Annotated in this window: 24 protein-coding genes and 2 pseudogenes; 12 read left to right on the forward strand and 14 right to left on the reverse strand. The window is 63.0% G+C overall.

Annotated elements, in window-relative coordinates:
- Positions 1-59 precede the first annotated feature (59 nt).
- From ACQKQD_RS33175 to ACQKQD_RS33190, 4 genes are all read right to left on the reverse strand, one after another.
- Positions 60-1058 carry a S8 family peptidase gene (locus ACQKQD_RS33175; RefSeq protein WP_427510854.1) on the reverse strand — a complete coding sequence of 333 codons (999 nt, stop codon included), beginning with the start codon at positions 1056-1058 and terminating at the stop codon, positions 60-62.
- 316 nt (positions 1059-1374) lie between these two features.
- Positions 1375-1737 carry a hypothetical protein gene (locus tag ACQKQD_RS33180; RefSeq protein WP_427510855.1) on the reverse strand — a complete coding sequence of 121 codons (363 nt, stop codon included), beginning with the start codon at positions 1735-1737 and terminating at the stop codon, positions 1375-1377.
- 78 nt (positions 1738-1815) lie between these two features.
- Complete coding sequence (locus ACQKQD_RS33185) at positions 1816-2379, reverse strand: hypothetical protein (RefSeq protein ID WP_427510856.1); 564 nt, start codon at positions 2377-2379, stop codon at positions 1816-1818.
- Between the two features lie 199 nt (positions 2380-2578).
- Complete coding sequence (locus ACQKQD_RS33190) at positions 2579-2887, reverse strand: helix-turn-helix domain-containing protein (RefSeq protein ID WP_427510857.1); 309 nt, start codon at positions 2885-2887, stop codon at positions 2579-2581.
- Positions 2888-2942: 55 nt separating this feature from the next.
- Between ACQKQD_RS33190 and ACQKQD_RS33195 the strand changes: the two genes are divergently transcribed.
- From ACQKQD_RS33195 to ACQKQD_RS33215, 5 genes are all read left to right on the forward strand, one after another.
- Positions 2943-3806, forward strand: a complete 864-nt coding sequence (locus ACQKQD_RS33195; protein WP_427510858.1) for an endonuclease III domain-containing protein — start codon at positions 2943-2945, stop codon at positions 3804-3806.
- Between the two features lie 50 nt (positions 3807-3856).
- Complete coding sequence (locus tag ACQKQD_RS33200; protein ID WP_427510859.1) at positions 3857-4084, forward strand: hypothetical protein; 228 nt, start codon at positions 3857-3859, stop codon at positions 4082-4084.
- Positions 4084-5286, forward strand: coding sequence for a PfkB family carbohydrate kinase (locus ACQKQD_RS33205; protein ID WP_427510860.1), 1203 nt, complete (start codon positions 4084-4086; stop codon positions 5284-5286). Before ACQKQD_RS33200 ends, ACQKQD_RS33205 begins: the two co-directional genes overlap by 1 nt.
- Positions 5283-5876 (forward strand): 7-cyano-7-deazaguanine synthase, encoded by a 594-nt coding sequence (locus ACQKQD_RS33210; RefSeq protein WP_427510861.1) that lies wholly within the window; start codon positions 5283-5285, stop codon positions 5874-5876. Before ACQKQD_RS33205 ends, ACQKQD_RS33210 begins: the two co-directional genes overlap by 4 nt.
- Before the next feature lie 71 nt (positions 5877-5947).
- Positions 5948-6553 carry a hypothetical protein gene (locus ACQKQD_RS33215; RefSeq protein WP_427510862.1) on the forward strand — a complete coding sequence of 202 codons (606 nt, stop codon included), beginning with the start codon at positions 5948-5950 and terminating at the stop codon, positions 6551-6553.
- A gap of 577 nt (positions 6554-7130) precedes the next feature.
- Here the strand turns inward: ACQKQD_RS33215 and ACQKQD_RS33220 are convergent.
- Positions 7131-8686 (reverse strand): annotated as a pseudogene (locus ACQKQD_RS33220) (ISL3 family transposase).
- On the opposite strand from ACQKQD_RS33220, the gene ACQKQD_RS33225 reads away from it, so the two are divergent.
- The 3 genes from ACQKQD_RS33225 to ACQKQD_RS33235 are packed head-to-tail and all read left to right on the forward strand — an operon-like array spanning position 8619 to position 10017.
- A complete protein-coding gene (locus ACQKQD_RS33225) occupies positions 8619-9578 on the forward strand; it encodes a hypothetical protein (protein ID WP_427510877.1) in 960 nt (319 codons plus the stop codon). The pseudogene ACQKQD_RS33220 and the gene ACQKQD_RS33225 sit on opposite strands and share 68 nt — an antisense overlap.
- Positions 9571-9714, forward strand: a complete 144-nt coding sequence (locus ACQKQD_RS33230; protein ID WP_427510863.1) for a hypothetical protein — start codon at positions 9571-9573, stop codon at positions 9712-9714. Before ACQKQD_RS33225 ends, ACQKQD_RS33230 begins: the two co-directional genes overlap by 8 nt.
- 36 nt (positions 9715-9750) lie before the next feature.
- Positions 9751-10017 (forward strand): hypothetical protein, encoded by a 267-nt coding sequence (locus ACQKQD_RS33235; protein WP_427510864.1) that lies wholly within the window; start codon positions 9751-9753, stop codon positions 10015-10017.
- 139 nt (positions 10018-10156) lie between these two features.
- Here the strand turns inward: ACQKQD_RS33235 and ACQKQD_RS33240 are convergent, their stop codons facing one another.
- Positions 10157-10669, reverse strand: coding sequence for a transposase (locus tag ACQKQD_RS33240; protein WP_427510865.1), 513 nt, complete (start codon positions 10667-10669; stop codon positions 10157-10159).
- A 309-nt stretch (positions 10670-10978) separates the two neighbouring features.
- On the opposite strand from ACQKQD_RS33240, the gene ACQKQD_RS33245 reads away from it, so the two are divergent.
- Both ACQKQD_RS33245 and ACQKQD_RS33250 read left to right on the forward strand, forming a co-directional pair.
- Positions 10979-11803, forward strand: a complete 825-nt coding sequence (locus ACQKQD_RS33245; protein ID WP_427510866.1) for a hypothetical protein — start codon at positions 10979-10981, stop codon at positions 11801-11803.
- The gene (locus tag ACQKQD_RS33250) at positions 11800-13455 is read left to right on the forward strand and encodes a hypothetical protein (protein WP_427510867.1); all 1656 of its coding nucleotides are present in this window, start codon (positions 11800-11802) and stop codon (positions 13453-13455) included. Before ACQKQD_RS33245 ends, ACQKQD_RS33250 begins: the two co-directional genes overlap by 4 nt.
- 492 nt (positions 13456-13947) lie before the next feature.
- Here the strand turns inward: ACQKQD_RS33250 and ACQKQD_RS33255 are convergent.
- Positions 13948-14300: pseudogene (locus ACQKQD_RS33255) on the reverse strand (transposase); the annotation flags it as partial.
- A 110-nt stretch (positions 14301-14410) separates the two neighbouring features.
- Here ACQKQD_RS33255 and ACQKQD_RS33260 point away from each other — a divergent pair.
- Entirely contained in the window at positions 14411-14605 is a 195-nt protein-coding gene (locus ACQKQD_RS33260) for a hypothetical protein (protein ID WP_427510868.1), read from the forward strand.
- 248 nt (positions 14606-14853) lie between these two features.
- Here ACQKQD_RS33260 and ACQKQD_RS33265 read toward each other — a convergent pair whose 3' ends face one another.
- Positions 14854-15072 (reverse strand): hypothetical protein, encoded by a 219-nt coding sequence (locus ACQKQD_RS33265; protein WP_427510869.1) that lies wholly within the window; start codon positions 15070-15072, stop codon positions 14854-14856.
- A 148-nt stretch (positions 15073-15220) separates the two neighbouring features.
- Here ACQKQD_RS33265 and ACQKQD_RS33270 point away from each other — a divergent pair, with 148 nt between their 5' ends.
- Positions 15221-15934, forward strand: coding sequence for a hypothetical protein (locus tag ACQKQD_RS33270; protein ID WP_427510870.1), 714 nt, complete (start codon positions 15221-15223; stop codon positions 15932-15934).
- Between the two features lie 45 nt (positions 15935-15979).
- Here the strand turns inward: ACQKQD_RS33270 and ACQKQD_RS33275 are convergent, their stop codons facing one another.
- The 6 genes from ACQKQD_RS33275 to ACQKQD_RS33300 form a co-directional block, all read right to left on the reverse strand.
- The gene (locus ACQKQD_RS33275; RefSeq protein WP_427510871.1) at positions 15980-19162 is read right to left on the reverse strand and encodes a helicase HerA domain-containing protein; all 3183 of its coding nucleotides are present in this window, start codon (positions 19160-19162) and stop codon (positions 15980-15982) included.
- Positions 19159-19824, reverse strand: coding sequence for a hypothetical protein (locus ACQKQD_RS33280; protein ID WP_427510872.1), 666 nt, complete (start codon positions 19822-19824; stop codon positions 19159-19161). Before ACQKQD_RS33280 ends, ACQKQD_RS33275 begins: the two co-directional genes overlap by 4 nt.
- A gap of 4 nt (positions 19825-19828) precedes the next feature.
- On the reverse strand, positions 19829-20764 hold the full coding sequence (locus tag ACQKQD_RS33285; protein ID WP_427510873.1) for a DUF559 domain-containing protein: 936 nt from the start codon (positions 20762-20764) through the stop codon (positions 19829-19831).
- A 108-nt stretch (positions 20765-20872) separates the two neighbouring features.
- The gene (locus ACQKQD_RS33290; RefSeq protein ID WP_427510874.1) at positions 20873-21175 is read right to left on the reverse strand and encodes a transposase; all 303 of its coding nucleotides are present in this window, start codon (positions 21173-21175) and stop codon (positions 20873-20875) included.
- Positions 21176-21871: 696 nt separating this feature from the next.
- The gene (locus ACQKQD_RS33295; protein ID WP_427510875.1) at positions 21872-22234 is read right to left on the reverse strand and encodes a GNAT family N-acetyltransferase; all 363 of its coding nucleotides are present in this window, start codon (positions 22232-22234) and stop codon (positions 21872-21874) included.
- 278 nt (positions 22235-22512) lie between these two features.
- Entirely contained in the window at positions 22513-23034 is a 522-nt protein-coding gene (locus ACQKQD_RS33300) for a hypothetical protein (RefSeq protein ID WP_427510876.1), read from the reverse strand.
- Positions 23035-23288: the final 254 nt, after the last annotated feature.

Below are 23288 nucleotides of genomic sequence, written 5' to 3' on the forward strand. Positions count from 1 at the left end.
CCCCGCGAGAGAGCCCGCCTGCTACAGCGCTGTGAAGGGCGCGCAGGCGGGCTCTCCCGCTACCGGCGAGCTACACCACATCCAGGGACACGACCATTGCTGAAATCTGCGATCTTATTGCCGCGATCTGTAGCCACTACTGCGATGATATACCCGCTGGTGTCAGAATAATCTACGGTATTTGTAATGTTTGTGCCATCTTTATCGACAAAATGATATACGTTTCCTGAGCTATTAGATGGTTTGATGAACGGAAGCAGCGCGTTACCCTCTGGGTCGTGAGCCAGTTTTGGTTGATAAGTGCCGTCATTTCCGGCTGCAAATACCATAAGAACGTCATTTTTTGCTGCATTTACAATCGCTTCATGCTCCAAGTCCACGTAAGGCTGATAATATGACTGAGAAGTTAATTGATAATAATAGGGGTTTGGGTTGCCATTCTGGTCGCGTGGCTTGGAATAATTGGGACCATAGCTGCCGTTGAGAACCCTTGCTCCCGATGCCGCTGCATAATCGATTGCATCCGCTAATTCTATAGAGTTATACCGCGTTGGAAGAGACAATATAGTGCTGTCGAAAGCAACGCCCATCATTCCGTAGCCGTCGCGTCGCGCGCCGATCGTTCCGGAAACATGTGTCCCGTGATTAGCGCTTGTATCGGTGTCAATAAGTGGATGATTGGGGCTGAATAAGATAAAATTGCGCGACAAGGGCGAAATTGCGTCATGAAATTCAGGATGATTGGGGTCGATACCACTATCAACAACAGCCACCATGACGCCCTGACCGGTAAAGCCACGTGCATAGGCAGTTGCGGCGTTGATCCTGGCCAATCCCCAATCAGCTCGATATTCGGGCGTGTCGAACTGTGCCGCCGTCAACGGAACACCGAAGGCATCTAGCGTCGAAGGCGAGCGCGCCGGAATAGTCTGCGCCGCCACAGGTCCCAGTGCCGCGACCAGGGCTACCAGTGAAGAGCCAACCATCAGCGCATGATGAGATAAGCCCGTTCCTGCCCTGCCCAACACTCGGGCCGAACAGTCGCCGAGGTCGCGCAAGCGACGTTCTGCGCCGAGATATATGAGCATAAATCTCCCCTCATTCTTATCCGAACGAGTCAGAGATCATTAACCATAGGAGAGGTTAGCGAAATGTTAAATCGATGCCTCAGGTCGAGCCGAACGCAGTCGCGGAGTTATATGCGAAGCAACTGGTAGCGCATTGTACCGATTGATCGTCAACAGTATCAACTTCTGGCTGATTGCAGCATCCGATTGACCCAGCGCAGGCGGCCGAGGAGTATGAAGAAGCCTACCCTCTCGGACCATTTTAGACTGCGGGGCTGGGGCTCGCGGGTGGGCAACGCGACGGGCATCAACGCACCCCCACGAGGTCTAGGAGGGCTGTGCCAGCGGCGGCGATGACGTTCCCCTGACCACCCCAGCGCATCGAGGGGACGTGGATAACGGCCGAGGGGGCTTCGGCCTCGGCGCTCTTCTCAAGGATGTCGGCCGGGGCAATCGTGGGAATCGCTTGGGGCAGCTCGACCACGGCGGCCGTCGCCGGGGTCCCGTCGCCGTCCATCCGGTCCAGAACCGCGATAATGCGGTCGGCCGCGTCGAGGGCGGTCTGTGCCGCCTTCTCCAGGCTGGTGCGTAGCTCGGCCCCGGCAAGCGGCGGCAGGGCTTCCGGAGCGACCAGTTTCGGGCGCGGGGTGAATTGGAGCACGTCGCCCATGGTGTTCTGATCTCGGGTGATGAGGAAGGCCCGACGGGGTCTGCCAGGGAGGTACGCACAGCTGCAGAGGAAGGGCGATCAGCCTCCGCCTCGCTCGACCTTGGCGTGGGCGAGCAGTTCGCAGGCGAGTTCTTCGATGCTTTCGGGGTCGCCGTTGTCGATGATGCCGGCAGCCAGCATCGACAGGCGGGTCTCGCGGTCGTTCCGGTTATCCGGCACTCGGCGCGCCGCTTCCTTCTCGGCTGCGGTCTCCACGTCGGTCAGGGCCTCACCGAGCCACTGCATCAGCTCGCCGGCGGCGTTGAGTTCAGCGGCATGACCATGGGTGCTGCAACGGTCCGTCCAAACCGTGGCGTAGGCCACGCCGCCCACGAGGTCGGCGACATCACGGAGCGCCTGCAAATTCTCCAGTGAGGCAGACACGAGGTCGAGCGTGTCGATGAGGCTGATCGCACTCGATCTAGATAAGCGGAGCGGAGATGCTGCCGCCGGTTGCCCCATGATCGCGGCGTTCACGTCGAAGGCAAGCCGTCCGTCGAAGCTGAAGGCCTTGCGCGGTTGGCCCAGCCGCTCATCCTCCACCCAATCCATCCAAAGGCGTGCAAGGGCTTTGGCGACAATGTTCTCGGGCGTCGCGAGCATCCAATCGGCGCTGCAGGCGCGTCACCTGCACCCGTAGATCGCCGATATCGTTGATTTAGCCCGCGGGCCCGTCGTCCACCTGCTGTTCCGGTATCGCGCTTCCCGTCAGTCCGCTGACGGATCGTCGCCGATACGAGGCCGGACATGTACTCGCGCGGCCATCCGCAACCCGCAGCTCCGTCGCCCAACGTTTCAAGCGCTAAGTCGAAAGGCGTTCCAAGAGCCGGAGAACTTGCATAATTTGCATGAACTGCGCGGGGGGCCTTGAGCGCAGGCGCTCGATGAGCCGCTCCCATTCGCCAGGTTCGAGCGGCATTCCGGACGGCACCGAGCACGTCAGCCACCCATGGACGGCCGCCCGGGTCTTACGAGCAAGTTTCACCTTTCCAGCCAGAACCTTGCTGAGATGCGGCTGGGAAAATCCGCACGCTTCCGCAACCTCGGCCTGCGACAGTCCCAGCGCGTCCATGCGCTCCCTGAGGGATGCCAACGTTTCCTCGTCGCTCATTGACGTAGGTCTCAGATAGATGCAATTTCATGTAATTGCATCACACGAGGTCGCCATGCAACGGGTCGCGGGGGAGGTCGACGGCCGATTGGCAGTCCTCGATCTTCCACTCCCTGAGGCCGAAGTCGTCCCGGGCGTGTCCTGGGGCCGGTTCGATCATCCACTGACCCCGGCGTTCTGGGCGGCGCAGACTTGGATGTCGGACTTGCCGACCGGTCCACGCTTCCGGTTGGGGGAGACGCTGGCCGAAGAGGTGGTGGCCTGTCTCCTGGGCGGCCACGGCGCCCCGGCCGAGGTTGGCTTGGCCGCCTACACCCGTGTCCGCGACGCCCTCAGGTCGCGCGGCGACGGGACGTTGCCGCTTGACGTCGCGCAACGGCTTCTGTCGGAGCCGCTCGACGTCGGGGACCGCCGCGTCCGCTACCGGTTCGCGCGGACCCGCGCGGGGTACCTTTCTGCCTGCCTCGACGGTCTCCGCGGCGTGGATGAGGCGAGCCACGGTGACGTGGCATTACGGGACGTCCTGACCAAGCTTCCGGGCATTGGGCCGAAGACCGCCTCGTGGGTCGTCCGCAATCGGCGCGCCAGCGACGCCGTCGCCATCCTCGACGTCCATATCGTGCGCGCTTGCCAGGTGATGGGCGTGTTCGCCGTCGGTGCCGCCCCGGCCCGCGGATACCGCGAACTCGAACGGAGATACCTCGACCTCTGTCTCGGCCTCGGGTGCAGGGCGTCGGTCCTGGACGCGGTGATGTGGGCAACCATGAGGAAACTTTCTGTCCCTTTATACAACCTGATCGTTGACGCGCCCGGACGTTTCGCGGACAAACCCTCCCCAAGAACGAAGGGGAGAAACCTTTGTCAGGCACGAACGACACCCGCGGCGATCTCGGCGGCACGGGGGGCACGCCCGACGTAGACCCTTGCCGCGCCAGAAGGCGGGGGGCGCTGAACAGCCCCAATCCCGCCGTGACGGCCGGCTTGGTCCCGGGCTCGCCGCTCACCGTAGGCGTCCAGACAAGCGGTGTCGCGCCAGTCCTCGTCGTCAAGGATGCCGCCGGCCTCGTCGCAGGCTCACTCACCTTCTTTGGCTATCTCGATATCATCGACTGCATCCTCAACCGGAACGCGTCGTACACTGCATCCGTGACCAGCGTGGCCGGCGGCTTCATCGAAGTCCGGGTGGACCCGGTCTGATGGGCGGGATCACCATAGTCGGGGCGATCTACGTCGAGCGTTGCATCCAGCCACTCTGGAACGCTGTCTACGGGTCCGGCGGACGGGCCGCCGCCGCCATCGCCCATCTCATTACCGGCGAGACCACGCTCGTCTCGTACATTGCGGAGCCGCTACGGAAGGACGCGGAGTCCCTCGCCGCCATGTCTGGCTTCAAGCTGGTGGCCGAGCCGGCGCCGAAGGCGATCGTCTTCGATTACCTGCATCCCCTGTCGACCCCGTCCATCCATCCGCCGCTCCACGACCTGCCGCACCTGGACCCCATCCGCGTCGTCGGCGACGTCGTCCTGCGTTACGGCATGTTAGAGGGCGATGCGGTCGTCGACGCGGCCATCGCGGTCTACGACCCCCAATCGGCTTTCGGTGCGCGGCGCTTCGGCGAGAACGGCTCCAAGGCGGGGCATCTAGCCGTCGTGCTGAACAGGGCCGAGGCCGCCGACATGACCGGCCAACGAGACCCGCACGCCGCCGCGGCGCAACTGATCGCGGACGGGGCGGAGGTCGTCGTGGTGAAGATGGGAAGCCATGGCGCCCTCGTGATCACCCGGGAAGGGGAGACCCTTGTGCCGGCCTACCGGACCGAGCGCGTCTGGAAGATCGGCTCGGGCGACGTGTTCTCCGCGACCTTCACCGCGCTCTGGGCCTGCCGCGGAATGCCGCCGGCCGAGGCGGCACACGCCGCGTCCCGGGCCGTGGCGCAATACTCCGAAACGCGGTCCCTGCCGGTCATGGAACCCGCGGCGTTGGCCGCCCGGCCTTACCAACCGGTGCGGCCCGGCCGCGGCACCATCTACCTTGCGGCTCCCTTCTTCGACATCGGTCAACGCTGGCTCGTGGAAGAGTCGCGCATGGTCCTTCGAGGGCTCGGCGCCGAGGTCTTCTCGCCGTGCCACGAGGTCGGACCGGGGCCGGCGAACGTGGTGGCGCCGAGGGACATCGAAGGGCTGGACCGGGCGGATGTCCTGTTCGCGGTCCTGAACGGACTCGATCCCGGGACGATCTTCGAGGTCGGGTACGCCGTAAGACGTGGCATCCCCGTCGTCGCCTTGGCGCAGAACGTCAAGGAAGAGGACCTGAAGATGGTCGTGGGTACGGGCTGCGACGTCGTCGACGACCTTGCCACGGCGGCCTACCGTGCCGTCTGGCAACTCCCGCCGGAATGAGGGGGCTTCTTCTATCGGGCGGCATGGACTCGACGGCCATCGCTTGGTGGACGAGGCCCGACGTCGCCATCTCGGTCGATTACGGCCAGCGCCCGGCCGCCGCGGAGATACAGGCGGCCGGGGCGGTCTGCGCTGCCCTCGGCCTGCGCCACGAGGTGGTCCGTGCAGACTGCTCGTCCCTCGGGTCCGGCGACCTCGCCGGGAGCCCCGCCATCGACGCGGCGCCCATCCCGGAATGGTGGCCCTTTCGCAACCAACTTATCCTGACCCTCGCCGGCATCGCCGCCGTCGGGCTCGGGGTCAGGACCCTGATGATCGGGGCGCTGGCCACCGACGGCGAGCATGCCGACGGCAGGCCGGACTTCGTCGAGGCGATGTCGCGGCTCATGGCGCTGCAGGAAGGCGGGATCACGGTGACCGCCCCGGCCATCGGCCTGGATGCCGCGGGTTTGGTCCGGGCTTCCGGCATCCCGCGCGAGGTGCTGGCGTGGGCGCATTCCTGCCACATCGGAAATTTGGCATGCGGCCGGTGCAGGGGTTGCAACAAGCACTATCAGACTTGGAAGGCGCTCGGCTGGGAACCTCATTGAAGGAACCCCGCCCCAGGCGCCCTGCGGTGGATTGGGCCGAGTTCCGGCCACCCCTACTGGGATCGGAGCCCTTGGCGCAGTCGCCTCCGGTCGCCCCGCGAGACTTCCTGGACGTCTTCACCGCCAGGCGCTCGGCGGTCGGCGGCAAAGTGAGTCCGGTTGCCATCGGCACGCTCCTCCGGTACGTCACCTCGGATGCCGGGGAGCCGAGGGTGGGGCGCGCGGGGATCACGACCCGGCGGCGGCCCGTTCCGTCCGCCGGGGGGCTCCATCCCTTCCACCTGGTCTGCATCGATGGCGTGGCGGGGTTCGTCCGCTGGTACGACCCGGACGCCCATGCTTTCGGCGTCCTCGATGTCGATGCGGCTCGCGTCTGCGCGCTGAACGGGTCCGCCATTAGTGCGGTCCTCGGGCGGGACACGGGATGCACCATCCGCTTCATCGCCGATGTCGCGAAGGTCGCTGCGGCCTATGAGGAGCCGTACAGCCTCGTCTGGCGAGATGCCGGGTGCCTCTTGGCCACGCTCTGCCTCGCCGCGGAGTGGCTGGGGCTGACCGCTTGCCCGCTCGGCTTCCTGGGGCAGGACATGGTCGGAGGACTTGGGTTTCCCGAGCCTCGGTTCCTCGCCGCCGGCGGCATCCAAGTCGCCTCCAGGCCAACCCAGGATCGGGGCTGATGCTCGGCTCGATCATCGTCCAGCGGTCGGTGATCCACCGGGCGGTAGGCCTGACGCGGACCGAGCCCCGAACGGGCGGTGAAGCGGAGCGGGCACGAGTGGGTGGCGCCCTCGGCGGCCAAGTCGGAGGCCATGCGCCGCGTCAGCCGGCACGATGCCGCCCCGACCCGAAACCTAGTGGACGGCGTGGCCTGCCTGTGCTGCGTCGCGCCTGGCGGACGGGCGCGTACGAATATCCACGCTCGCCGCGCCGGGCAAACCGTCGAGTGTGTCGGCTTGCCGGCCGTGATGCTACGCTTTCCCGGGGAAGCGCCTTCCATCGCGCGTTAACCTGGGCGCTTCCGCGGCACGCGAATCGACGGGGTTTGCAGGGTGGGTCTTTCGGCACAGCGAAGGTTGGGATTCAGGAATACCCTCGAATTGCGTCTGCGTCGGTGCAAGGGCGTTCGGCTGCAGGAATTCTTCGGTGCGCTCATGTCGAAGGTGTCAAAAGGCGTTGGAACGGGGCTCTTCCGCAGGTTCGGTGCTGATGGTGGGAGGCGCTCGATCTGGTTTGTCGGGCGGTTTCTGGTCCGCCTCACGCGGCGTGAAGGACGCGCTGCCGGAGCAGGTCGAGGCCGGCGCGGCCGTACATGGAGCGCTTGATCAGCTTCAAGCGGTTCACCTGCCCCTCGACCGCCCCGTTGCTCCACGGCTCGCCGATGGCCGCGTGGACAGCGGCCTCGTCCTGCCGCAGCCCGGCGACGAAGCCGCCGAGTTCACTCGCGGCGGCCGCCTCCAGCCACGGCTTCAATGCGGCCGGATCGCGGCCGCGCAGGATTGCCCCGAAGCCGCGTACCTGCTCGGCCGCGGCCTGCAGCCTGGGCGCAAGACCACACAGCGCTGCTATAAAGCGGCGATCCGCGGGCGGAAGGCTGGCCGGATCGCTTATCAGGCACCGCGCGATTCGGCGTGTCGACGGGATACGGGCCGAGGGAGGTCGGGTTGGAAGGTCCCGTCGCCGTCGCTTCGCCCAGCGCTGGACGATCTCGTAGCCGCCCTCGAAGCCGATGGCGCGAAGCTCGCGATACAGGCTCGCCGCGTTGTGCTGACCGTCCTGCCAGCGCGCCTCGACAAAGCGCAGATAAGCATCGAGCCGGCTTGGGGTCGGTGCCCGGCGATAGGGCACAAACGCCCCCACGCGCAGCCAGCGTCGTACGCTGTTGCGGGAGGCGCCGAGCGTGCGCGCGATCGTCTTGATCGCCACGCCCTCACCGTGCAGGCGTAGCGCCGCCTCGCAGCGCTGTCGTCGCCGGCCGCCCCCGTGCCCGGTATCCTGCTCCGGAGGCGGGTCAGCAGGAGCGAGCGCGACCATGGCGGCTGTAGCGTCTTGGAACGCTGCCTGGCGGGCGGCCGCCCGGATTTCTGCCTGATGCCGCTCGACGCGTGAACGCAGCGCCTCGGAAGCGTTGACGAGAAGGTGCCAGCGGTCCGCGACCTGGATCGCCTGCGGCGCGCCGAGCCGCGCAGCCTCGGCGTACGGCCCCGCTCGATCCCGGCTGACGACGGCGATGCCGGGATGCGCAGCAAGCCAATCCCGCACGGGCTCGCAGGCGCGGCCGGGCAGGAGATCAAGGACGCGACCCCGTTCCAGATCGCAGACGATTGTGCCGTAGCGCCGGCCCCGCCGCCAAGCCCAGTCGTCGATCCCGACCACACGCGCGGACGCGCACCCTTCGCTCTTGCAACGGCGGATCAGCCGCAGGACGGTGTCGCCGCTGACCGGCATGGCAAGCCGTCGCGACAGGCGGGCGCCGGCCTCGCCGCCGAGCGCCATGCCGATATCGGTCTGCGCCTCGGCCAAGCGATCGCTGCGCTGTGCCCTCGCACGGGCGAGGCCGGGAACAGGCTCGGCAAAGATGCGGCCCGGACAATGGCTGCAGCGGAAGCGGCGCACCTTCACCCGCCACGTGACCGAGCGATCTGCCAGGGCAGGTCCTTCAGGGTTCGCCAGTACGAGCTATGCACCCGGGCCGACTATCGCCCACACTGCGGGCAGGCTGCGCGGGCTGCGGTCGTCCTGGCCGTGATCGTCAGCGCATCGGCGTCCAGCGCAAGCTCGTCGACCTGCACACCTTCTGAAACCGAGGGCAATAACGGGTTCGAGATCCGCATCGCGCTCTCCCTCCGCTACCCCAGGGACCAACGCTTCACAAGGCGCTCAGCACCGAACCTGCGGAAGAACCCTTATTCCACGCCTAATCACACCATGCAGCAAGCCTATGCCGCGGTCCGGGCCTGGGTCTGGAAGGCGCTCGATGGTCGCCGGCGTGATCCGGAGCTGCGCGAGTGGTTCGACGTCCTCAAGCGTGTGACGGCCTTCCTAAGGACCAAGGACGCTGCCCTGGCGGAACGCGTCGTAGCGCTGCACGAGCTCGTCCATGAATCCATCGCCGTCTCCGAGCAGTTTCCCGTTGAGAGCGTCCTTAAGCGGCGCCATGTACGCGACGTGCTCATGATGCTGGTCTCGGCGCCTGGCGGGCGCGTCGACCGTGCCGGGATCGGGAGCAGCCTCGGACTCAAGCAGGGCAACCTGACCCGGATCCTCAACATGGTCACGAAGGCGGGCCTCGCCGAGCGCGCCGTGTATGGCAAGCAGGCCGAGTTCCAGTTGACGCGCGCGGGCGAGGCGGCGTGCCGGCGCCTCGGCTTCCGAAAGGCTGCCCCGGCTCGGGAGGCTGGGACGTGGAGGGCCAGAGGTGCGGCGGCGCCCCTCCCACGCAAGAATGCGTTCGAGATCCTCCCGACGATCCGGTTGGTCGAGGCCGTGCAGCGGCAGTTCTTCGAGCAGGCCGGCTACGGGAGCGACCGGGCTTCTGTCCAGGCTGTCAAGGCTGCGGCAGGCAGGACCTTATTCACCAAGGGACACCCGGTGGAACGCCCCGCCCGGCAAGTCGCGGGCGCTGTCCACGAGGAGTACGGCCCTTGGCCGACCTCGCAGCCGCAAGCCGCGGGGCTCCTGCTTTCGGAGGCGTTCCATGACTGACGAGGTGCAAGCGGAAGGCCTCGGTGGGCCGGACAAGCTTCCGGAGATCCCGACGGTCACCCTGAACGGGGACTTCTTCGATCGTGTGGCGACCGTGCCCTACACTCAGATGCCGCTCCTGATGGCGGTCGGGTAACTCGGCGAAGGGGGGGACCATGCCCTGATCCCGTTCGTGGAGACGAAGCTCGGCCGAGCCGTGGGTGAAGGCGCGGAGCCGGAGGACCTCTTCTCCCAGTTGCTAACGCTTGAGAACGCGGCGTTCCTGGTCTCCGACCTCGCGGGGGACATGCGGATGGCCTGCGCGCATCTCGGGAACATGGTCCAGGGACCGCTGCGTCCCGAGCCTGCACGTATGGAATATGTTCGACGCTTCCTCCTGCGGGCGCAGGAGAACGTGTCGGCGTGCTTGGCCGAGATGGACGAGGGCGGCATGCCCTGATCAAGGGGCGACGCCCGACACCCACCAAACCGCTCTCCACTGAACTGATAATGCTGGCGAATTCCTATGCGCCCGCGGGCTGAGCCATGAGGCGAGCGAATGCAGAGCGTTGGGTTCGGCTAGCGGGGGTGTCGCCGATCTAAGCAGCAAGGCGCCCGAGATTGATCGCTGTCGCCGTCGCCGTCAGCAGGTGCTGCAGATGCGTCCTGGCCAGACTGAGATAGCGACTGCGACGCAGGCCCGTCGTCCGTACGCCGCGTGAGAGCGTGCCTTCGATGCCAGCGCGCCGTCGCCGGTCAACTGCGAAGGCCGACGAGGTCTCTCGTGCCCGCGCCGCGACGAGCGCATCATATTCCTCAAGCGAGCGCGGGGTCAGCAGACGGCGCTGCGAGCGGATACAGCGAGGCTTCATACTTGCGGCCCTGCGCCACGAGCTTGATGCCGCTGCCGAGGCTGGGCGGGCGGAAAGGTTTGCGCCTCGTCGACGACGTAGACCGGGCGGCGATCTGGCGGGCAAGATCCGCCTACTCTGCATCAGCCGTGCGCGCTGACGGACCTGCTTCTCAATATTTTCGGTGTCCGCCGCCATCATCTGGGCACGGAACTTGGCGTTGCCGATGCCCGACAGTGCCTGATCGCGCTCCCGGGTCATTGAATGCCACTTGGCGCCGTTCTTATGGCGCCACGAAATGGCTGGGAGTGTACGCGGCAGGTCCTGCGGCGATGTCGCCGTCTTCGTCCGACAAGCCTCTGCCAGTTGTTCCAAAACAGCCCGTTGCGCGTGGCTCAACGTCGCCCCGACCACAGGCCGAAGGCATAAAACGCTTGTTACAGCAGGTACTTGAGGTGACGTCAGACCCAAGCCCCCCGCAACATGTCGGAATATCTTCGATGTGGACGCGACCTCGCTAGCATAATAGGCTAAGCCTTAATAAGAGGGCGATCCGGGGAGATTCTCGAAATGAATCAAGATAACAGAAAGCGCGCACTCTCGGAAGTAGTAAGTCTTGACGCGTGGCATAAGGGATTCACTTTAAAACAATCAACTGCGTCTCTACACGTTGACATCGCTTTCAGCACCGGCAGAATCGGTGAAGAAGCTGAGTCGCCCGTGAGGTTTCAAATACGTCTCAAACAGGCGGAGGTTGTTGTCATCGTTCCTCCGCACGAACCAGCGAAGATTGCAAAATCGTCGGTAAGGAGGGATGCGCCTGAAAAAGAGATGAAATTGACAGAAACGCACCGTTCCTCGACGAAAAAATCAATAGTCGGTTCGGCCAAGGCAAAATTAGGGCTGGCGGGCCTAATACCGTCACTTGAAACAACCGGAAAGCATTCCTGCGAAACAAGTTCTGACGCAAGCGTAAAGATCGTTAAAAACTTACATTCGATGGCCGTCAAGCAAATTCAGACAGCTGATGGCGATTATGCGTGGGAAATCAAACCGGTGGGCTCAGGCTTTCTGGATGGAAGGCCGTGGAATGCAAAGAAACAGCCACGGCTAAGCTTTAGTGACACCAGACCTGATCGGGACAAAGGCATTGAGCCTAGCGTAAGAGTCGAGCTTCGATGCAGGCGGGAAGACTTGGAGATATTTGATATAGTCAACAAAGAAAAAATTGGCTTCATAGAAGCCGCAACAAATCATTTTGCCAACCAAAAAATGGCTGCCGCGCAGGCGCTAATCAGGACGCGCCTTTCTCAGTCCGGCTTACTAACAGGTGATATCAATGATCCATATTCACAAATAACAATTTGCGCAATTATAGCCGAAGGCGACCTATGAGCAAACCAAAACACTGGCTGGCTCCTATAACTGATATCTTCTCGGCCTCCACAGGCGACCTCCGAAAGCTGGCACTTATTGCCGGTGAGGATCCATCATATTTCTACATCGGCACATCACTGAAAGGCACGGACCTGCGCGGACAAGATCTTCGCGGAATGAATATATCTAGGGCGCAAATTGACGGCGCTATCATCGACTGCAAGACACGTTTCGATTGGCCCGCTGAAGACAACACTCCGGATAACGCGCGCAAAATCCTTGAATACACCATTATGGCACCAAACGGACTGCGAAATTTTCCACAGAGCCAAGATTTAGAGAGGAGAGGACTGAATTTTAAGCTGTTTGACATAAACACGGAAACAGAATTTATTGAAACGATACGCACTTACGATGGGCCAATATTTGTCATACTAGAAAATAGCACGAAAGGCATGATAAGAAATTATTCGGATAAATATGGAAGGGACATAGTATATATTGTTTTAAAGCGGGGTGATTTTTCGTTTTTGACTGAAAGGGATTTCAACGACGCCACCTCCGCTCGAGGTAAAGTCGTTGTTATTCCGATACCGAAATTCCTCGGCGCTAAACCTGCGCCAGTTTTCTCAGGGGCGGTCGGCGACCTGATAGCTCTCTTTTGTGCGAATTGGGATTCTATCATCAACAATGAACACATTCCGCCTCTATCTGTATTTTTTAGAAGCAGAGGCAATGGCACCAGAAAAATCGAAGACGCCTGGTGTCGGATTTTGAGCAGTGTTCAGCGGAGCGATTTAGTCGGCTATCCAGGGACGGAAATCGTAGATAAAGATGTGCCTTTCAATCATGACAGACAGGACGTATCTGACGCGATTTTCGGAAAGCTCAGCAAACTACAATTGTCTATGCCCGGTTCTCTTTTGACGCGTGTTGATGCGGCATTGTTAATAGACCCGTCTTCGCCATACAGAAATGTAAAAACCGCCTACGAGAATAGTGTGATCGGCTTGCTAGGCTTTCTCGATCTGAAGCTGCTACGAGATGATGCACCACATCATTTAGGTGATCATTGGATTATTTCTGGCCAAAATCATAAGTTCAACTTATTCTTCGATGAGCCGCCTCCGAAGCCTATGGCAGGGACTACTCTACCAGAAGGCAGAGTCCCATACATCGACTTTGAAAGATTTCACGATTTTTTTGTAAGCGAAGAGATCGGTGACACGACAGCAGTCATCGAAATTGCTGAAAACAATCGTCTATGGGTGAGTGCAAGAGATTTCCTCGCCACACAAGCTCATGATCTTTCGATATGGAGCATCATTGCGCAACAATGCCGTCGCATTGGGCGTTCATCGAATACCGCGGCTCGAACAATGTATTTCGCAATGCTGTTGCGAAGCACGCTATCATCGATTGTTGATTCATCCCCCGACAGCATTATCTTGGAAGACATTTTAAGCGCTGATGATTTTTTGAACAATTACACGATTAAATGTGGCAAGTTCGTTGTCACCACGACCGATGTCACACTCGCAGCTCAAATATATGGCCAGCCTTCTGCCGACACGATAGAAGATCTCCCCAGGATATCGATCCAGCTGATGATAAATTCTATAGGTGTCAACATCATTAAATGTCGAGTCCCTCGCAGTCGCCTAGGCTAATGTAATTCGTAGCGTACATAGCTGAAGGCTTCGTTTTGTTCGATATGGAAGCTCCCTTTTCCTACGGAGTGGTTCGAATTCAAAATCATTGCAGAATTGGCCGCTGCTTCACCGGTGACTTGACCAATGGAGCCGGTCGGGCGAAGGCAGCTGGTCAAGCGTCATATCTACACGAATAGCTCCGGCGCTGGTGGCTTTTAGCCGAGCCCACCATGCGTGGCCGATCGCCGTGTAGTGCCGACGCCAATTTTAATGGTGATCTGCCCCTCTTTCCAGGTGTGATGAATCTCACTTTACACAGCTCATCCCGCAGCCGCGCGTTGGTGTTTCCGACAAAGTCATTCTCCCGCGGTGAGCCTAGCGCGCTGCAAGCCGTCTTCGCGCCGACGGCCGCGATTCAGGACGGCAACCACTAGGAGACTGTCTGAATAACGGGGTTTGAAGGCGGGTAAAGGGGACGAGACGGTAGCCTATGGCGGTGGATCAGCGGCCTCAGCGGCGGGCCTGTGCCAGCTTCAGCAGGTTGTGGGCCGTGCAGATCATCGCGCACTCGCCCCGGACCTGATCGAGCCCTCTCATCAGTAACTGTCGGAAGCCTCGGGCCTGCATGATCTGCCCGAACACCGGCTCGACCCCTGCTTCCTGAGACGGTACCGGCTGCGGCGCCCATCCCGTTTCAGGCTGGCGGCCATCGCGCTCATCAATGGCATCTTGGTCAGCCTCCGGCGGCGGGCCGCGTCCGCCTCACCATGAAACGCCCGGCTCAGAGCAAGGTAGCCCGTGATGCCGCGCTCTTTCAGCGCGGCGAGGTTCGCCTCGTTGGCAAAGCCAGCATCGCCCGAGACCTACCGCAGTTTGCGCCCAACTCGCAGGCTCATCATACCTCAAATCCGCCATACAGACGCGATATCAACGGTTCCGTTAGATATCTCTGCATTTATGCGCCTGATCCGTGATGACAGCCGACGACTTCACGGCCTGGACTCGGTTCATGAAGGACACCCGCGGTTGGTCGGGCCTCGAATGCGCCCGTCAGCTCCAATGCGGGCCGAACCAGATCCGCGTCTGGAAAGACAACGGCGCGCCGGGCTACATCGGGCTGGCCTGCGCGGCGCTCGCATTCGGCCTGCCTGCGTGGCGCAGCGTATGATGGAATCGGGTTGGGCCTTCTATGCGTCATCGCATGTGCGGTCACGAGCACGGGGCCTTGCAGCTGCGACGCCCTCCCCTTCCGTCGCGTGCTTGGTCGTCCCGCGGTCCATCGACACGACGGGACACACGTTGCAGCCAATCCGTAAGCCCGCAGAGAGCAGGATCGAAGGGATGCTCTTGCCTACCTTCGCTCTGGCCTACCTTCGCTGTGGACTACCTCAGTGCCGCCAGATGCGGATTGCGGCCTCACGAAGAAGGCGACCAGCGTCGCGCCTTGAACGCGGTCTTGTCGCCATCGTGATACGCGATCTCGCCGTGGACCGCGTCCGGCCCGTCCACCTCAACCCAGCCTTCGCCCCAGACCTCTGTGCCCTCGTCAGAACCATGGAATTCAAAGCCGACATCGGTCTGGCTTGAGGCGCAGTTCAGGGACGCGACGACGGCCCCGAAGCTCGCTCCCGACACCCGGTTGCTCGAAGGCGATGAAGGCGGGTTCAACGAGATCTAGATAGTCGGTGTCCCATGTGCCGGTCTCGGTGATGCGCCACTTGCCGCGCAGCCTAACTCGGACGCCGCTCATGCGACGACCTCAACCCGGATCCGGAGGCCGACCTTGACCGAGGGAACAACGCCAAGCCGCGAAGAGATCCTCGCATGCTACCGCCCGATCCGTGCCTCGATCCAGGCTGTGCTCACCGAAGCCGTGAAGCAGTGCAAAAAGCTGGATTTTGACCGGGCCGCCAAGCACCTCGATCTAATCGACCAAGAACAGCCTGACGACGACGCAGCCTTCGCCATGCTCTGCGATATCGCGCTGTTCGAGCCCAATCAGCGCGGGCGCCGCGTCGTCGATGGCTTCCTCGACAAGCGTTTCGGCGCCCTCCCCTCACCCGACCGCGATGTCGCCCATAAGCTTGCATCGGCCTTCTTCTCGATGTTTTGCGTTGCTGGCTGGCATGAGGCCGGCGGTGTCTGGCTGGATGACCTTCTCAAGCCTGGCCGACGCATTTGGCTGATGGACGAGGGCCTGGAGGCCTCGGCATCGGAGGGTCTTGTGATCGCCATGCGCGTGTTTGACGCCGGTCCGTTCTATGCAGGCTTCGGCATCGTCGTGCATCCCGATGCGGAGGCAGTCACGCTCTGCGTCGAGGCCGCCTCTCACGGGCGGCCGTTGCCGGTCCGGCACTCCCTTGCCGCAGCCCTCTACGGTGACGCGATAGCCGAGGTATCGCTGATCCCAATCTCGAGCGCGGACGTGACGGCTGTACTCGCTACGATGAACGACCGGGCCGCGCTGCCGTCTCCGAAGTCGAAGCGGCGCATTTGATGTCGACGCCCTGGTCGCAGCGGCGCCGGCTGGGGATCTGCGCAGTCAGGAGGCCTGCGCGCGGATGCCCGGTTCGGTCGAGCGCTTTGCCTGCCGGATGACCTCCTCCGGCGTCGGCGGGTTGGCCGGATGGTAGGAGAGGCACAGAGGCGTACGCAGCTTGGCCGGCCGTCCGGATCCCTCGGTAGCAAAGTAAAATTCCCCTGCCCCCAGCTTGCCGATATCGGCAGCCGCGCCTCCATTCGCCGTGAGGATCTCCTGGGCAGCCGCGATAGTCGCGGGCGCGCTCTGTCGGCCGAAGAACTGCGTGGTGCAGTTGGAAACGACCTGGTTGTGGATGCCGCGCGGCACCTGCGTCGCCACAATCATCCCGAGCCCATACTTGCGACCCTGCGCCACGAGCTTAATGCCGCTGCCGAGGCTGGGCGACGCCCTTTGGGCGGGCAGAAAGGTCTGCGCCTCGTCGACGACGTAGAGCATGCCGCGCGGTGACGGATTCTTCTTGATCCAGCTGAATAGGGTCATCTGGAGCCGGTTTACGAAATCCTCGCGGGCCGCCTCCGAGGCGAGACCCGACAGGTTGATCACCGAGATGCGGGTGTGGGCCGGGTCTTTGCCGAAAAACAGGTGCCGCGGGTCGAGCACCGTGCCTTCCACTTTCAGAAGTGGATTCGTGGCGATCGCGGCGTGGAGTTGGTCCGCCATGCCGAGCCCGAGCTTGGCGGCGTTGCCAATCTGACTGATCCCGTCGGGCAGATCTGCCAGCAGGGCCATGAAGGCCGCGAGGTTGCCGCCGCCGCGCTCCGCAAAGTGGCGCAGCGAATCGGCCAGCACCCCGCGCTGAAGATTGGTCTTGGCGCCAGCCAGCGGCCCGAGGGTCTCGGCCGCCATCTCGATTGCCTGCTGGCGCTCGTCCCGGTCCTCCCCAAGCTCCGCGAAGTCGGGCAGGACCGAGAGGAACAGCGGGTTGCCGGCATGGACGCCTGGGGTCCAGACCACCACCTCGACCCGCTCGGCGTAGAGCGCCGCCTTGCGATCGTCGTCGGGGGAAAAGCCTTGGGGCCGCTCGGGCCACCGATCACCGAGCCGCGAGAGATCGTTGTTGGGGTCAATCACGATGGCCGGAAGCCCGGCGAGAGCGGCCTCCTCCACGAGGCGGCGCAGGAGCACGGTCTTGCCGGAACCGGAGCCTGCGATGATTGCGGTGTGGCGAGGCATAAGGCGCAGCGGTAGGCTCACGCCGGGTGCGTCCGGGGTGAGCCGATGCCCGACCGGTATCGCATCCGCTTCGGTGCGAGCCGCTACGGGCGAAGCGGATCCTTTCGCGGCGACTGAGTTCTCGGGGGCGGCTTGACGGTCGAGGACCGGCGAGTGGACCGGAACCGCAGCCCCCTCCCCCACCGCTTGATCCTTCCCCTGACCTTGGCCGACTGTCGTCGCATGGGCGAGACCCGCATCCCGGAAGAACGCCGTGCCCACGAGCGGCTGCTCGGCACGGATCCAACGCTCGAAGCGATCGGACGCGCCCTCCTCTTGCGCCCGCGTGTGAAGGTCGCGCAGGGCGACGAAGACACGGAGATCCGCTTCCGAGGGGTCGATCAATAGGCCACCAGCCTTCGTGAAGGCGTCGACGAGCTGCTTCGTCTTGGCCCCGCCGGGCATGGGTCCGCGGCGAATCAGCAGCAGTGCCCGGTCAGGGATACGCGCCGAGATGCCGGAGGCCGTGAGCGCCGCCCGAAGACGAGCCTGGAACGCGATGGCGTTCTGGTGCTGGAGCGCCCGATAACAGACGTGCCGCTCGCGGTCATTCTCGTTCCGGTGGATGTAGATCAGCCTTCCGTGCAGCGGGGGGATGCGCTGGTCGGGCTCGCCCTTGCTCGCGACGTCGAGCGTGTCGTCCGGATCGTCCTCCAGGGCGTAAAGGTCGAAGGTGTCGCGCAGCAGTTGGCCGAGCCAGGTATCCTCGTCGCTACGGATGCCCGCAATGTCGGCCTCCCGGCACGCGGCAGCGAGATCGAATCCGACGTCCTGAGGCAAACCTTCTTGAGGCGGACTGGCCGTGCCGAGACTATCACAGATCGAGACCGCCCCCTCCGCAAGGCAGCTGCGGCGGAAGGCGTCGCAGCGCATCAGCAGGGTGCGCGGCATCATGCCAGCCGCCGCCGCGTCGGCGATGGCGCGCGCGCTGAACGGCCAAGTCGGGAACGGGGGCACGAAGCTGGCATCTGCGTAGGCCGGCTCGAGGCGACCGGCCACGAGGGCGGCAGCGGCAGCCCGGTCGTTCATGCCCACGAGAGCCGTGGCCTCCGCGAAGCGATCCAGCATCGGCCGAAGGCTCCGGGTACCGAGCTGCGCCCAGGACTCCTGAAGACAGGTCACCACCGTCATGCTGCGGTCGCAGACTATGTTAACCTCCAAAAGTCCCGCGGCCAGCACCTCGGCGAGGCCTGCCTCCGCATCGAGCTCGTCTTCAGCCGCGAGTCGACTGGTCTCGATGACCCCGTCGATCTGGTCGACAGCGATGAGCGTCGGCCCGCTCAGTGCCATGATCCAGCACATGCCGCGCACGAGCTCGATTGGGGCCGGCGGTGGCGTCTTGAATCCCAGGGAAGCCCGCTCCGCTGGATCAGCGTCGTAGCCCTGAAGCCAGGCGTGGGCGAGCCCGACCACGGCGAGATCCTGCGAGCGTAGGAGGCAGAGGGCGCGGAAGACGTCGAGATGCTTGAGCGCGCGGCCGGCATCGACGCTCATCAGCGCCCTGACCAACACGTCAACAATTCGGCGCGCGTCCATGTTCGGGGTATTGAACGCGGCTTCGACCTGTGCCTCGACCCGGAAGCGGCGCGCCACGCCAGCGAGTACGGCATCTGATTGTCGCCGCCCGTCCGGCATAGTCTGCAATAGGGCGGTCACGAAGCTCAGTGCCGCGCTGCGCCAGAAATCTGCCAGCCCAAGCACGTCGAGGGGCACGAACCATGCGCCTGTGCGCCAAGCCTCGCGCCGGAGCTGACCGACGAGGTGGGTCTTGCCGACTCCGGACTGACCAACCAGCACGCAGCCCAGCGCTCGGTCGGTCGGCTGGCGCGCCTTGCGGTGCAGGTCGGCGATGATGTCCGGGACGAGTCGCTCGTTCGGACTGCCGGTCAGCGCCGTATCGATCCAGATGCTGTCGAGCGTGCGCACCCAGTCGAAATCGACCCGGCGCAGGGCGTCGAGGGCATCAGTCATGATTGGATCCAGAGAATATGGAAGGGCTCGCCCGCGGGGCTGAACGCCGCCTCGCGCTCGGCGGCGTCGAGCGATTTGGGATCGCTGAATTGGCTCAGCCGCGCGGTCTTGTCGCCACGCAAGATCGCAGCGAGGCCCGAATCGACGGTTTCACGGTCAAGATCGCTGAGATGCTTCCGGAGGGCACTCAGGCGCACGGCCGTAGCCCTCTCCCCGCTCGTCAACGCGAGATATGCAGCCTCGATGCGTGCGCGGAGTTGCTTGGGTCCGAACTTCTTCGATCGCTTGGCAGCCGGTTTGCGCGCGCGAGTGGCAGATACCTCTGGTGTCGGCTCGTCTGGGGCGGTTCCGACGAGGTCGGCGAGAGTCCGACCTGTCGTGGCGAGATCGGACTGAATGCGCTCCAGCCAATCTTGCAGCACCCGGAAAGTTGGCGGCAGGGGCTCGCGCATATGCTCGCTCGACCAGTTCCAACCCCTGTCCGTGACAGTCAAGCGCAGCGAGCGCCCCTGCCGCACAGCCTCGAGGTAGCGCCCCGCGATCAGGGCTTCCCGGTCCGCCTTGTCGATGCGCGGCGTGATCGCGCTCTGCAGGGCGCTCCCATGCCGGCCGAGCAGGCACCACAGGATCAGCGCCTGCTTCGGCGTCGGCGTTGCGCTCATAGACTCAACCCTCCTGCGAACCGCGCCGGAGGCGGACGACGGTGCGAATTTTCTCGATCGCCAGGGGAAGGTCGGCTGCGACCTGATCGTTGGTCAAGCGCAGGACGAGGTAGCCCGCTGTCAGCAACTCGTAGTCCCGCTGGCGGTCGTTGCTGAACTTGGGCTCAGCCCGGTGCTCAGGGCCGTCGAGTTCGACAACGATGCGGTGCTCGCGGCAGAGCAGGTCGACGCGTGGTCTCGCGCCCCAGGCACCCACGGGTACAGGTGCATTGCAGACGAACAGGTCCTTGAGGTCGGCGTCCTGTGCCAACGCTTCCGCGACCCGCTGCTCGATGACGCTCGCATGGTGCGCTCCGACCGGCGCGATGAAACGCTCGGATACCGCGCCTTCCAACCGGATGAACTCATACGCGCCGTAGAGAATACGGTCGTAGGGTGCGGTCTCGGGTGGTTCCACGGTCAGAGCTGTCACAATCGTAGCCCCCTGCCGCGCGCACCATTCGAGTCCTTCAATCGCGGGGTGCGCGCGCGTCGCCGATGCTGGATCGACTTCCCAGACCAGAATGACGCCAGCAGGGTCCAACAGTCGGGACAGTCGGCGAAGTTCGAGATCTCGCCCCATCTTGCGGAAGCGCGGCAGCAGGCCGAGCCGGGCACGTTTGGACGCCGCCTTCAGCCATGGATCGGCCATTGCCGGATTGAGAGACGCATCGCGGCCGTTCCAATGCGGCCAGCTTTCGAGAGCCAACGCGGCGAGATCGTCGAGAAGCCGATCGATGAGCGCCTCGGCCCCAAGCTGGCCCTCGCTTGCGACCAGCAGCGCGCTGCGCTCAGTTTCATCTGAGATGAGAGTGCGGATGACATCGCGGCCGACGCCTATGACAACCAGACGCTCGCCTCGCCCCAAGCCGAAAAGGCATCGAGCCAGTTCGTCTGCCATGATCCGCGGTCGGGCCGCAGTGCCAGAAGGGAGTGGCGATAGCAAACCGAGACTGTTCTCCCCGCTCGCTGCTGGCGCCTCAGAGGCATGCAGCCGTTCTGGAGCTATTCAGCACAGCTGGTTGGTCCTGGCTACCGGTTTCGCACCTTCAGGTTGTCGCGCCTCGGAGGGAACGTCGCGCTGCCCAGCATCGAACTCTGGAACGTCGCGAAAGGCCGAGGCCGGCAGCCGCACCGCGTGCCGGAAGTTTTGGGAGGGCAGGACGCCCATGCCGACGAACTGCTTCTTCCAACGGTAGAAGGTCGGCTCGGACACACCCATCTTCCGGCAGACCTCGTCCACCGTTGCACCGTTCTCCGCCTCCCGCAGGGCGAAGGCAATCTGCTCGTTCGAGAAGCGCTTGCGAGGCATGGCATCCACCCTCCTTCAGGACTCAGGATACCCGAATAACTTGCGCTCGGCGCGGACCAGTTTGGCGGGTCAGGGTCACCTCACGTGCCTGCTCAGGACCCTCAGCGGACGGAGGAGACACGGGGACCGGTCGAACGTAAGATAGTTCGTGAGCCGGAGGCTGTGGGATGCACTACGCTCTGCTGGTAGTCATCGGCGTCGTGGTGGCTCTGGCTGTCTTGGCCGCAGTTTTCTACCTGTCACAGATGCCACGCCGTCTCGGTCGAAGGCGCTGGCAGGCTAGCGCTTCGGGCGAACGTGACGACCCCACGAAGCATTGGCCCGGAGACCCAAATTCGATGACATAACTCTACGAGGAGTTCTGCCAGAACGGTGGTTTTCCACCCAGATCAGCTCTTGGCTGCGCGCTCTACGGCGACATCCAGCGTCGTCCAGTTGAACACCTCATAGCCCTCCTCGTCATAGATCAGATGCCCATGTGCTGCATCATGCGCGGCGTGTTGGTGATCGCGGCGAAACAAGGCTTATCGCTGCTGCGCCACCCTCGCAGGCGAAGTCTGTCGGTCTTGATCAACGACCCGTCCGTTCCCGGCTTCGGTCGCATAGTTGCCACTCAAGCCGCTGTCCTTCCAGCTCCAGCCCCCCATCCGATTTCGACCCAACCCAGTCGCTCACAGAACCGTCGAGCGCTTCCACTTAGCGGACGATCCTTTTGGTCATCCGCACACAGTGGCCAGCCTTGCCCAACTGCTCCGGGACATCGGCGACGTACCGAGCCCACCCTGTTGCCGTATAGAACCCTTCCGCATTCGCCGCCGCGCTCACGAACAGCACGTCGATGCCGAGATCACGCGCGTACTGCTCCACCATCGCATTCAAGAGGCGACCATAGCCTCGACCGCGAAGGGGCGCTGAGATGGCGACGAGCCTGACGATGCCGATGCCGTTCCGCAGGTCATCCAGGCGTGTGGTGCCGCATCCCTGTCCATTTATGGTCAGCAGGAGGGGATGATTGTCGACCCACCGCTCCTCGGGGCGATCGTCGTCGTAACCGCTCATCCCCCGCTCATCCCCCGCTCCTCCCACAGGGCTGAACGTCGGATCGCATGATAGATCTGCCAGTCAGCCTCTTCGGTGACGGGGAGGAGAGCGTGTCTCATGGCAGCATCTTATCGCCCCCACGATACCTCGCCATCGTACCCACGCCTGAGTGGTGCGGCTGCATGCGACCCAACTCAGCAGTGCGGATGGACGTCAGCGCTTCTCCGAAGAGGCCGTCCGGTAATGATTTGGCAAATCCCGATCAAGGTATTTGCCAAATCGATCTAGGAAAGTGATCATGGGTCATTGATTTGAATGGTACAGCGTTCGATCCAAGCTCGCGGCAAGACATTTATGGCCGTCCTCGAAGGTAGCGCGTAAAATTTCAACCTCCGATAACTCCATGCGTAAGACTTGCAATCTTTGAGCGCTGCGGTATGTAAAAAAAACTGAAGATCAGAGGGCGCATTGCGGATGGAAGAGAAGAATGAATGCTCTTCGACGTCATCGGCTTTGAACGTGAGGACGGCCTGATGCCTAATCCCATCTGCGAGGAGCCCCACGATCATAGTCGGCATCAAAATGGCCAATATCACAAGTGCCATCGGACGGCAGATCTCCGGAAGCACATTCCTAAGGAGCCTCGTAACGACCAAGACGGCGGCCGCAACTGAGAGGGCGGCGATGCCCCGCCAGAAAGGTATGCCAAGCCGGTCGGCCCAAATCGTCGTGAGGGCAATCGGCTGCACTGGATTGCCGAATAGCGCCGAAGTCAGCATGCCGTAAGCGACCACAGCCAACAAGAGCTTATCTTTCATCAGCTTTCGGTAATCTCGCTGTCGCAGCGCCTCCGACTAGACGATCGGCAGGAAGCACTATCGCAGCTTGTACCGCAAATTTTGTGAGCGCGCCTCAAGCGTGCCAGCGATGTCCGTGTGGACTCATTTCCGTCCAGAAGCAGACCGGCTGGAAACGACCCTGGCTGTGTCAAAACCCCGATGGTGGTAGCCTTCCTCTGCACGACCGGAGGACGGCATGGGACGGTTCGTTGTCGGTGCCGAGCGCGATCAGA

Origin of the sequence: Methylobacterium sp. NPDC080182, from assembly GCF_050281105.1 — a bacterium.
Lineage (GTDB): Bacteria > Pseudomonadota > Alphaproteobacteria > Rhizobiales > Beijerinckiaceae > Methylobacterium.

Excerpts from the sequence above, each read along its gene's own strand:
- ACQKQD_RS33180 (WP_427510855.1), bottom strand. The coding sequence starts at position 1,737 with ATGGGCGACGTGCTCCAATTCACCCCGCGCCCGAAACTGGTCGCTCCG.
- ACQKQD_RS33185 (WP_427510856.1), bottom strand. The coding sequence starts at position 2,379 with ATGCTCGCGACGCCCGAGAACATTGTCGCCAAAGCCCTTGCACGCCTT.
- ACQKQD_RS33190 (WP_427510857.1), bottom strand. The coding sequence starts at position 2,887 with ATGAGCGACGAGGAAACGTTGGCATCCCTCAGGGAGCGCATGGACGCG.
- ACQKQD_RS33195 (WP_427510858.1), top strand. The coding sequence starts at position 2,943 with ATGCAACGGGTCGCGGGGGAGGTCGACGGCCGATTGGCAGTCCTCGAT.
- ACQKQD_RS33205 (WP_427510860.1), top strand. The coding sequence starts at position 4,084 with ATGGGCGGGATCACCATAGTCGGGGCGATCTACGTCGAGCGTTGCATC.
- ACQKQD_RS33210 (WP_427510861.1), top strand. The coding sequence starts at position 5,283 with ATGAGGGGGCTTCTTCTATCGGGCGGCATGGACTCGACGGCCATCGCT.
- ACQKQD_RS33230 (WP_427510863.1), top strand. The coding sequence starts at position 9,571 with ATGACTGACGAGGTGCAAGCGGAAGGCCTCGGTGGGCCGGACAAGCTT.
- ACQKQD_RS33240 (WP_427510865.1), bottom strand. The coding sequence starts at position 10,669 with ATGACCCGGGAGCGCGATCAGGCACTGTCGGGCATCGGCAACGCCAAG.
- ACQKQD_RS33245 (WP_427510866.1), top strand. The coding sequence starts at position 10,979 with ATGAATCAAGATAACAGAAAGCGCGCACTCTCGGAAGTAGTAAGTCTT.
- ACQKQD_RS33250 (WP_427510867.1), top strand. The coding sequence starts at position 11,800 with ATGAGCAAACCAAAACACTGGCTGGCTCCTATAACTGATATCTTCTCG.
- ACQKQD_RS33260 (WP_427510868.1), top strand. The coding sequence starts at position 14,411 with ATGACAGCCGACGACTTCACGGCCTGGACTCGGTTCATGAAGGACACC.
- ACQKQD_RS33275 (WP_427510871.1), bottom strand. The coding sequence starts at position 19,162 with ATGACTGATGCCCTCGACGCCCTGCGCCGGGTCGATTTCGACTGGGTG.
- ACQKQD_RS33280 (WP_427510872.1), bottom strand. The coding sequence starts at position 19,824 with ATGAGCGCAACGCCGACGCCGAAGCAGGCGCTGATCCTGTGGTGCCTG.
- ACQKQD_RS33285 (WP_427510873.1), bottom strand. The coding sequence starts at position 20,764 with ATGGCAGACGAACTGGCTCGATGCCTTTTCGGCTTGGGGCGAGGCGAG.
- ACQKQD_RS33290 (WP_427510874.1), bottom strand. The coding sequence starts at position 21,175 with ATGCCTCGCAAGCGCTTCTCGAACGAGCAGATTGCCTTCGCCCTGCGG.
- ACQKQD_RS33295 (WP_427510875.1), bottom strand. The coding sequence starts at position 22,234 with ATGAGCGGTTACGACGACGATCGCCCCGAGGAGCGGTGGGTCGACAAT.
- ACQKQD_RS33300 (WP_427510876.1), bottom strand. The coding sequence starts at position 23,034 with ATGAAAGATAAGCTCTTGTTGGCTGTGGTCGCTTACGGCATGCTGACT.